The 8,877-nt window shown below is 57.3% G+C and carries 3 protein-coding genes; 1 reads left to right on the top strand and 2 read right to left on the bottom strand.

Annotated elements, in window-relative coordinates:
* Positions 1-513: 513 nt before the first annotated feature.
* Entirely contained in the window at positions 514-4,275 is a 3,762-nt protein-coding gene (locus K7H91_RS23900) for an ATP-dependent DNA helicase (RefSeq protein WP_230722691.1), read from the top strand.
* 16 nt (positions 4,276-4,291) lie between these two features.
* Here the strand turns inward: K7H91_RS23900 and brxL are convergent, their stop codons facing one another.
* Together brxL and pglZ are read right to left on the bottom strand one after the other, a co-directional pair.
* The gene (brxL, locus tag K7H91_RS23895) at positions 4,292-6,364 is read right to left on the bottom strand and encodes a BREX system Lon protease-like protein BrxL (RefSeq protein ID WP_230722690.1); all 2,073 of its coding nucleotides are present in this window, start codon (positions 6,362-6,364) and stop codon (positions 4,292-4,294) included.
* A gap of 11 nt (positions 6,365-6,375) precedes the next feature.
* On the bottom strand, positions 6,376-8,877 hold the full coding sequence (gene pglZ / locus K7H91_RS23890) for a BREX-1 system phosphatase PglZ type A (RefSeq protein ID WP_230722689.1): 2,502 nt from the start codon (positions 8,875-8,877) through the stop codon (positions 6,376-6,378).

Here is an 8,877-nt window from a genome sequence, read left to right as displayed (position 1 = left end):
CGATATTGTTTCCCGTCATGAACTTTTGAATCCGGCTCTTACGGCGAACTGGGTCAGATCTTGGCGTGGACGGAACGGCAAGCCCTTGGAAAGGCTTCAAAAACAAACACTCCCAGAGGGGCTTCCTCGGGAGTGTTTGTATCGGTGGTTGCGGGGGCTCGCAACCACCGATACCGACATTTGTTGGCAGCTCCCGTGTGAAACCTCCCGTTTCCAGCGCCGTTGGGAAATTCACTGACAGACGAGAAAGGGGCCGGTTGCAAAGGGGCCAGTCTCGCAGACGACAGTGATGTAGCTGCCACTCGTTCGCATCAATGAACCTTGCCGCAATCTATCAATTTTCATGTTGCTATAGCAGCGTCACTTTTGCTCACGACAACATTGGTCGCACTGGTGAGGAATGGGTGGTTTGCCCGATCATTTCATGACGGGTAACCTCGATCTTAACGCGGTTGACTAAGCCGCTTGCTTTGGCGGAACAACTGGAGACACCGCATGAGTGGGGGGGGGGATATGATCACGGGTTCCGGACGGTTGCCGTGGCAACACATCACGATTCGGGTGCCGTGGCACGATGGCGGTTGGAATGGCCGCGTTTGCAACGCCCCATCAGAGAATACCGCCTGTCTCGTTCTCGGACGGATCGCATCAGCGAAGCGTGATAGCGAGGATAACGTAGCCGGGAAGCTGTTCGATGAACTCTCGTTTGCGGAGCTTCCGCCTTGCATCGATGAGCGAGGCGGTTTCATGTCCGATCATGACCTCGTCTTGACTAAGCAACACCCGTACAAGCAGTCGAGCCCCGAGACGCACGGCCATTTCGGCGAGACGAAGCTTCGCATTGAGGCCTACTCGGCGGCGTGTATTCCATTCGGCTGGATGCTGAAATCCAACGTCGAAGGAGACGAGAACGCAGGGGATCCTGGCAAAGCTGCGGCGTTGCGCCTCGCCTACGACCCTGAGCGGGAGCCAGATCTGTCTTTCCAAACCGGCTGGGTGCAAGACAGATCGAACCAGTTGATCATGTTAGACACCTTCTTTGGTGCCCTTCAGCCAAAAGCCTCTCTTTGCTTCTTCTACGCAAAGAAGACACCTCTGTCAGAGAGTTCAAACCGGGTCATCATTGGCGTCGCAAGGGTTAACGGCGTGGGGGAGCACACGGAGTATTCGTATGAATCCGCAGGTGACCTTCGCGGCGTACTCTGGGAGCGCTGTGTCCGACACTCTCTACGGCCCGATGGCAGCGATGGCTTCCTCATGCCCTATTACGATGTCCTCGCTGCCGCTCGGACAGACGCAGCTATCGCCATTGAGGATTGCGTTGCCTTCGCACCAGCGGACCAGTTCGATGCTTTCTCTTATGGTTCCGAGCATCTCGGTCACGATGGTGCGATTGCCTCGCTGCTCGCCTGCGCCGCGGCATTGCGGTCGACTGCAAAGGTGGTGGAGACCGACGTCTCGGCGTCGCTCGCTTGGATAGACCGCGAGATCGCCCGCCTGTGGACCGCTCGCGGCATCCATCCCGGCCTCGGGAGCGCCCTGAGTGCCTTCGGTCTGGAACATGGATCCCTCCTCGCCCATGAGATCGTGCGTGTTGGAAGCCGCGAAGGAGAAGTGTTTAACGCATTCGCATTCATCGACGGCATCGTGAAGGCGCCCTCCGGATTTCCGCAAGCTGAAAAGTTAGGATTTGGCGCGAGCTACCGTGAGAAATGGAAGAGCCTTGCGCCGGCACGACGTCAGCTTCTCGATCTCGTCGCTCGATGCAACCTGACAGCGGAGCAGGCGCTGCGGGCCTACCAGCCGAGCCAGCGAGACGTCTTCAACGAACCTGCAAGCGACGCGGATCTTTTGGGGAACCCGTATCTTCTGTTCGAGCGAGACGAGACCGCCGCCCAGAGGATACCCTTTGGCGTGATCGATCGTGGCGTCTTTCCGGTCGATGCAATTCGCGAAGCTGCCCCGCTACCCGCGGGAACAACGATGACCGACGGAATCGACAAGCGTCGTGTTAGGGCGTTGATCATCGACATGCTCGAGTATGCGGTCCAAAACGAAGGGCACACTCTATTGCCGCGAGGATGGATCGTGAGCCGGGCGATTGAGGCACCCCTCGATCCTCGCTGCGTGGTCGATGAGGATGTCATCGACATGGTTGCGGACTACCTCGCGCAAAGCCTGGAGGCTGCCCGGACATCTGACGGTGAATTCGCGTTGAAGCTTCGGCGCTATGGCGCGTCGCGCACCGCGATCACCAACGCGGTGCGGAAGCGCGTCGGGGGTAGACGCCATCAAATAGTCCACGATTGGCGCTCACTCGTGGATGCGGTTCTCCCGGCAATCGGCGTCGGAGTCGAGGCTGAGGTCGAAGACCTCGCACGGCGCGAGAAAACGAGCGCGCTAGAGCAACTCGCATGTGGGCGCTTCTCGGTCCTTATCGGTCCTGCGGGGTCGGGTAAGACCACGCTATTGAGGGTCCTGTGTGACCTGCCAGAGATAAACTCCGGAGGCATCCTTCTCCTTGCTCCCACGGGAAAGGCGCGTGTTCGGTTAGAAGAAGCGACCGAGCGTCTCGGTGAAGGCATGACGCTTGCCCAGTTCCTTCAACGCTACGAAAGGTATGATGGGACAAGCGGACGCTATTTCCGGAATCCCGACGCACCGCGCGAGAAAGGCTTTCGCTCCGTCATCGTGGATGAGTGTTCGATGCTGACCGAAGATCAACTCGCTGCACTCATCGACGCAATCGAGGGTGTCGACCGGTTGATCCTCGTTGGCGATCCTCGACAGCTTCCGCCCATCGGTGCCGGCAGGCCCTTCGTGGATATCTGTCGTCAACTCGCACCGTCTGAGGATACACCACAGTTCCCGAAGATCGCCCCTGGCTATGCCGAGCTTACCATCATCGGCCGACAGCGCGGCACCGATCGCGGCGATGTCCTGTTAGCCCGGCAATTCAGCGGAGAGCCTTTGGACGCTGGCGCAGACGAGGTATGGGATTCGCTCAAATCCGGCACCTTGTCGCACGTGCGGACGGCTCATTGGTCTCTCCCGAGCGATCTCGAACCTACTTTGGCCGAAGAAATTGTCCGCGGGCTGGAACTTGCCGATGGCGCCGACCAACGTGGATTTGAGCTCAGCATCGGCGGAAGCGAGTGGGAGGGGCACGTCCTGTTCTGGGCGAGGCGCGCCGAAGAGACGGATGGCGGTGCCGCGGCGTCAGCGCATGACTGGCAGGTACTCTCGCCCGTTCGGGCCGGCCCGCCCGGCGTGGAAGCGATCAACCTTTCAATTCAACGACGATTTCGCAGCAAAGTACGTGATCGTGCGCTGACACCGTACGCCAAATACCCAAAACCCGCCGGGCCTCAAGGTGTCCTGTGGGGCGACAAAGTCATCAATCTTCGCAACAATGGCCGCCGACGCACCTATCCGCGCCAAGAGCGTGCTTACGTCGCTAACGGTGACATCGGGATCGTAGTTGGGGGCTATAAGACAGGTAAGATGAAATTCCGCCCGCGCGATCTCGAGGTCGAGTTCGCCAGCCAGCCGGGCGTTAAGTTCACCTACTTTGCCAGCGAATTTTCCGGTGAGGAAGGCACGCCCGATCTCGAACTGGCGTATGCACTCACTGTCCACAAGACACAGGGTAGCCAATTCGAGCGGACATTCCTGGTGTTACCGCGCAACTGTCGGCCTTTATCTCGGGAGCTCCTCTACACCGCCATAACTCGACACCGGCAAGAACTCATACTTCTTCACGAAGACGATATCGGTGCCCTGAGGCGGTACTCGGACCCGTCCGCCTCGGAAATAGCGCGGCGGATGACGGATCTCTTCGAAGCGCCCGGACCGGTCGCGGTCAAGACAATCTCAGGTCCGCGTTTTCTCGACAAGCATCTCCTACATCGCACCAGCCGCGGCGAGTTCGTGCGGTCCAAATCTGAGTTAGCAATCGCTGAAAAGTTGAACGGGATGGGGATCGCCTATGTCTACGAACAGCCATTGCAACTCGATGGGAAAATGCGGTGGCCAGACTTCACGATCGTCGACGACGATTCCGGCGTGACCTACTACTGGGAGCATCTCGGCATGCTCTCGGACCCGCAATACGCTGCTCGTTGGCAAATCAAACGAGCTGCTTATCTTGCAGCGGGCATACGACCGATTGATGAGCAGGCAGGCGGCGACATCCTCATTGAGACAAAGGAAACGGCCGGATCAGGCCTCGATATGGCTGAAATTGATAGGCTTGCTCGTCTCATCGGGGGATGATCGTCGCCCACTGCTGCTATCCTGATCTGCCGTCGCTACGAAGATACGTGATCTCGAACGTCTTAACTTGGCGATACTCCTGCAAGCGATTGGCCAAGTTAAATGCATCGTTCATCTCGAACTTTTGAAAGATATCGAGCCCTCGATCGAGACTAATCTTCCAACCGGTGTCACTCGTGATATGGCGAGCATGAATCGTATTCGTTGCATCGAACTCCCAAGAGAATTTGATGCCAGCCGTTTCGCACGCGCTCTCAACAGCTACGAGATTTCCCTGTTGCTTTTCTGGATATATCTCATCTTGGCAAGTGATAAGCCGCACCACGATCTCGTCACCAGGCGTTTTCCGCACCGCAACCATCTCAATGAACTCCATCAGATTCCGAACCTGATGAAACATGCGAATATAGGGATCAGTAATTATGATATTCGTTGCGCCTTTAAGCCATGGCCAGAAAAGTTCGGAATAGGTGACGCCCTTCTGATTCTCGTTGAAAATCTTGTGCCCCTCGCGCGGACCTGCAAAAAACTCCTCCTCCGCCACCGTCTCAGAAGCTTGCGAGACAGGTGTGTCATCATTGACTGCACTGTCAGGTCCACTTTGGTCATGAGCGGGCGCCCGTTTGTGATAGTATTGAGAATATTCTGTTTCTTCGAGCGTCTTGACAACTACCTTGCGGCCATCAATCGCTGTGAAAGAAAAATCCGTTTCTGGATACGTATTGTCGATCCGAAGAAGCTGATCCTTAACCCGCTTCCTGCCCTCAATTGCGAGATACAGGATCTCCTCCATCTCGGCAGGGGTTGCGTTATCTGCCGGGAAGAGCAACTTCATCATCCCTGAGAACGTCTTGTTCACCCCATCGCGATCACGCGTCGAAATATCCGACGAGAGCGTGAACAGGTCCTGGTAGCGATTGGAGTAGTCGTCATTGCGCATATGCCGAAGGATTTCGGCCAAATAGTCTACGACGAAGCCATACCCGGATGCGAACATTTCTCCGCGAATGACATCGATCTCCCAACCTGGCAAGTAGGTGTGAAGCCGGTCGATAAAGGCCGAATCATAGTATTTTTCTGGAAGTTCCTCAAACAAGTCCGTGTGCTTCAACATGTACGGAACATTGTGCTTGGTGTTCCCAACAAATACCATCGATGCTTCGGCGCCGAGAGTCTCCACCCCTCGCGAGAAACTCTTGTTGGCCATGTAGTTTTTCAATATGTCAACGAGCGCCTTATCGACCCGCTTTTGCCTGCCGGCGAACTCATCGAAGGCTACCACATCCCAGTAGCCGACTAGTCCTATTTTCCCCGAGCTGTTGTTGACGAATAGTTTCGGAACCGTAACTTCACCTCCTGAAATCAGGATACCGTGCGGCGAGAACTCCGAGAAGATGTGAGACTTGCCGGTGCCCTTCGGCCCCAGTTCGATCAGATTGTAGTTTCGTTCAACGAACGGAACGAGGCGCATCAATTGCAGGAGCTTGCTGCGCCGACCGAACATCTCTGGATCGAAGCCGACCGTCTGGAACAGCAGGTCGATCCATTCATCGGTCGTGAATCCCGCACGCGCGCCGAGAAATGCGTCATAGTCAAACTTCGATAGCTGAATCGGCTTGATGCTGCCCAAGATCCAAGGTTCGACGTTCTTATCCTCGCTGTGCTCGTATTCGACGTCGGCAATGCACCAGACGCCGCTAACCAACAGTTTGGGATGGGCCTTCACAGTGTCGGAGTCGATGATGACTTTCTTAATGCCTAAGTTGGCGAAAGTCGCCTCATAGGCGTCTTTGTCGGTGTTGAGATCGACACTGATCTTGTCGATCACCTTCCACCGGCCCTTTTCCCGAATGTTCGATCGGATCAGCCCCGCTTCGTTGCGGTGGACGTAATGCTTGCGGAGGATTTCCTTTACTGTCTCGATCCCCGATTGGATCGAGCTCTCGTCGTTGGTGGCGCAGTATTGGCCGAGCAGGAACTCCAACACGTAAGATGGGACAATGGCATTGCCTTTTACCGCCTTGACCAAATCCTTGCGAACCACCAAACCGGGGAAACATTCGTTGATCTTGTCGTCCAGCGCGGTCATTGGATCCCCCGTCAAAAATCAAAGTCGCTCGAGAAGCTTCGACGCAGCGTGTAGCGAGCTGTGCGATATTCCCTGAAGTGGGACGTGTCGCCATGCCGCTCCTCCAGCTTCAGAACCACCTCCTGGCCGTTGAATTCGTCGGCCCGACGGAGGAGGAGGAACCGGACCGGGACTTCGCGCTCGCGCGCGTTCTCAGATCGGAAGTCGAACACAAGCTCGTGGCTGTCCGAGATCAACTCGCCCGACTGGGCATAAATCCCCGCTCTGAGTGCGCGCGTCTGGGTTTTCTCCGTGACGGCCTCCACCTGGTAGAAGCGAACCGAAATCTGGCTCGACGTGATCAACTGGTTGGAGCTTCCAATGATCTCCACCTCAACGGCGGTCGTGTCGCTCTGTCGCTTCTTGTTGATCTTGACGACGGGAACGACAACCTCCTGAAGGGTCGCGCCGCCATGCACGAACCGGCTCCCCGATCCCTGCCGACGAAGTCGATTGATGGATTTGGGGATGAGCAATTCCACCGAGCCTTCGAGACCGGCCTGCTCCGGCGTAAAGTGTCGCAAACCAAGATTGCCCTTCAGACCGTGGCCAAGGATGAAACGCCGGTCGCGGAAAAGGATCACGTCACCTTCGACCTGCGCCGAGGAGAAGTCGCTCTCTTCGATGGGGCGGTGTTGGTAGATAAAGCCGTGATCGGACGTCACAATCATGTTGTTGGCGTTGGCGCCGTTTAGCTTTTTGACAATCCGCACAACCTCCTCGATCGTGTCTTCGGCGGCCTCGAAAACGCGCTCCTCTGAATCCCGCTTGTCGCCGATCGCGTCGATCAAATTATGATAGACGTAAACGACGTCATGATCGCGGACGAGCGCTCGCGCCTCGTCCCTGTCCAGCGCCATGAGGTCCTCCGCCTTCACGGCCGTCGTTCTGTCGCCCGACCGTCCTGTCGCGAGGATCTTCCTGCGGTTCTCGATACCCTGCGAACTCTGACCATTCACCAGAACGGTGCCGCTGTCGTTGTCCGCGATCTGCAGCTCGCCGTTGGGGAGAAGCGCCGCCATCCCGAGCTGGGTGTAGCTCGGAAGGCTGCCGAACATCGGATCGATGCCTGCCTCGTAGCGGTCCAAGCTGAGAATGCGTTCTCGCAGCTCCTCCGCTACTTCATAGCGAAGCGCGTCGGAAACGATGACGCACACCTTCTGATCGCGTCGGCGAAATTCGCCGACATGCTCCCTGTAGAAACTGCGTTGTGCGGGGATCGAGGACGCTGACCAGGTTTCAGCTCCGTCGACATGCGTCTGCCAGGCCTCGTTCAGGCGCAGAAGGTAGCTGTTGACGTAATGGTTCTCGACCTGCTCGAACAATTCGCGCATGAGCGTCGCCTGGCCGGACTTCTGCATGCGCCAGATGAATTTCCGGTAGAGCTGATCGATCCGAAACCAGCTCTTCGCGTAACGCTCGACGCCTTCCATCAAGCTCGTCATGCCGAGCGTGACCTGCGCCATTGCTTGCTGGAACTCGGCGGCGAAGCCGATCGCTTCATAGAGGTCGCGATAGGCAGCATACCAATGGCTCTGCCGACGCTGACGGATCCAGTTCAGGACATCTCCCTGCGCCACAGTCTGGTTGCCAACCTCATGGACCAGTGCGCGGATGATCGCCCGGTCGACCTCCTCGAAGTAGTCCACTTCGATTAACGTGCGGAAATCGCGTTTGGCGAGATCCTGTGCCACGCCTAGCGCCCCGGCATATTCGGCCGAGAGGGCAGAAAAGGCTTCTTCTGCATTCCGGTTGTTCTTCCAGCGACGGAAGAACACGAGGGCCTCGGGAGCTAGATTCGCTTCTCCACCGACCGCGCTCTGGTAGCAGGACTTGAACAGCGTGATCGCGAAGTCACCGACGCTCCCTTCTCCAGCACGGTAGCCAAAGAATCGTTCCATCTGATCCCAGAGGAAACCGCTCAAGCCGACACGGTCGATCAATCGCAGGCTGTCATCTTTGCCGGCTGCCAGCTCTCCCAACAACGCCTCGACAACCGTATCGAAGTCGCCGTCGGCCCCGGCGCACACGCTGAGCATCCTCAGACGCAGCTTCACCTTCGTGTCGTCTCCGCGAACGGCAGCTTTGAGCTTCTCCAGCCGACGCCCGGAGCGAAAGAATTCCTGATGTTCCCGAACCACGTCCTCGAAGCTGATCGGCAATCCCAGGTCCGCCAGCCAAATCGCGACCTGATCGCTCTTGAACACTCCATGCGCCAACTCCACGTCGAGCAGCCAGTTGTCGATGTCGGCCGGCCGCGGTCCCTCCCGATAGAGCAAAAAACGACGCTTCGGCTCCTCACGCAGGACGCGATACTTCACCGCGAACTCAGTGTTCGCCACCTCGATCTTTTCGACGCCATCGAGCGTCAGTGCCTCAAATGCCTGCCGGAATTCGTGCGCCGGATCGTACCAGAAGACGATGCGGTGCTTGTCGAACTGCGCTTCGAGGCCCTTTGCGATCCGCTCCTCCAT

Source organism: Martelella mediterranea, from assembly GCF_021021415.1.
GTDB lineage: Bacteria > Pseudomonadota > Alphaproteobacteria > Rhizobiales > Rhizobiaceae > Martelella > Martelella mediterranea_C.
The sequence above is the reverse complement of the archived record's forward strand: the minus strand, read 5'-3'. Positions and strand labels throughout refer to the sequence as shown.